The 1,474-nt window shown below is 71.3% G+C and carries 3 protein-coding genes; 1 reads left to right on the forward strand and 2 read right to left on the reverse strand.

What is annotated here, in order from left to right:
• Together AB0B01_RS30730 and AB0B01_RS30735 are read right to left on the reverse strand one after the other, a co-directional pair.
• The coding region (locus tag AB0B01_RS30730) for an FAD-dependent oxidoreductase (protein ID WP_361726240.1) at positions 1–384 on the reverse strand (384 nt) is incomplete at its 3' end.
• A complete protein-coding gene (locus tag AB0B01_RS30735) occupies positions 381–743 on the reverse strand; it encodes a bifunctional 3-phenylpropionate/cinnamic acid dioxygenase ferredoxin subunit (protein ID WP_361726243.1) in 363 nt (120 codons plus the stop codon). The genes AB0B01_RS30735 and AB0B01_RS30730, both read right to left, overlap by 4 nt.
• 524 nt (positions 744–1,267) lie before the next feature.
• Between AB0B01_RS30735 and AB0B01_RS30740 the strand changes: the two genes are divergently transcribed.
• Positions 1,268–1,459, forward strand: a complete 192-nt coding sequence (locus AB0B01_RS30740; protein ID WP_361726246.1) for a hypothetical protein — start codon at positions 1,268–1,270, stop codon at positions 1,457–1,459.
• The last annotated feature ends 15 nt before the right edge of the window (positions 1,460–1,474 follow it).

Here is a 1,474-nt window from a genome sequence, read left to right on the forward strand (position 1 = left end):
GCGCAGGACGTGTACGCCGTCGAGGCGCCTGCTCCCGGGCAGGGTCCGGGCCGCCGCGCCGGTGGCGATCACGATCCCGTGCGCGCGGACCGACCTGCCGTCGGCGAGCCGTACGTGGTGCTCGCCCCGCGATCCGGCGTCGAGGCCGACGGCTCGTGCACCGAGCTCCCCCACGGCCGCCAGGTCCTCCCCCTCCGCCTCAAGTGCGAGCGCGTCCTCGTCGATCTCCCCGGCGAGGGACTCCTTCGACAACGGCGGCCGGTCGTGGGGGCGGTGGAACTCGTCACCGATGAGGACCAGCCGACCGTCGTATCCCTGCTCCCGCAACGAGCGGGCGGCGGACAGGCCGGCCAGAGAGGCACCGACGACCGCCACTGTTTTCACACGGGGCCTTCGGCCCGGCGGACGGCCGCACTGGGCAGCAGGTTCGGCGCCGCGTCCGACGGCACGAGGTAGACCATGCCGTCCTCGACGCGGACCCGGTGGGTGCGGACGGGACGCCTGGCCGGCGGGGAGCCGACGCTTCCGGTGCGCAGGTCGAACTTCGAGGCGTGCAGGGGGCATTCGACCTCACACCCCTCCAGCCAGCCGTCGGACAGCGAAGCGTCCTGGTGGGTGCATGTGTCGTCGATGGCATAAACCTCGCCATCCTCGGTATGGAACACCGCGATCGGCGGATCGAAATCGAGCCGGCAGGCCTCGCCTCGCGGGATGTCGGCGAGTCGGCACGCGGGAATCATCATGACACTCCGGTGCGTATAACGAAACGAATTGCGGTGAACGCAACGTCAGTTTGAGGGCGCCCCCCTACCTTGTCAAGGAAGGGTTCACGACACCGGGAGGGCCTCCCACCGGCCTCCGGCAGACCGTCGCGGACCCCCATCGACGCCCGCCGGCACCACCCCTGCGCAATCTGCACGCCCTCCTGCGGCGCCGCCCGGACCGCACTCCTTCGGACGTGCTGCGCACGCTCGGGCGAAGGGCCGATTCTGCCGGTGAGGTGGGCGTTGCCTCATGGTCCGGACGGTCGGATCGGTCCAGTGGCCGGCCGCCGGCTACTCACTGACCGTCGCTGTCGGGCTGATGGCGGGCGGCTCGGCGACATCCACGGCCGACGCAAGGTCCTCCTCATCGGCGCCCTGTTCACCGTGGCCTCGCTGCTGCTCGGCTACGGCCTGGGCACGGTCAGCGGCCCGCTCGCCGACATGTCGCTCGCCAAGTCCCGCACGAGAACGCCGGTGCCGCCTCGGGCCTGTTCAACACCGCCATGCATCCGGGCATCGCCCTCGGCACCGAACTGACCGCCCTCGTGTTCTTCTCCACCACCGGCGGCTCGCCCGACGGTGCGCTCAACCGCACCGCTTTCACCGGTGTCCTCTGGTGGGCCGGCGGCACCCTCGCCGTGATGTGGGCCCTGATGTTCTGCCTCCCCAGGCAAGCGCACGGCCAGGCCGACTGAACCCCCCTCGGGCCC

This window comes from Streptomyces sp. NPDC044571 (genome assembly GCF_040647115.1).
GTDB lineage: Bacteria > Actinomycetota > Actinomycetes > Streptomycetales > Streptomycetaceae > Streptomyces.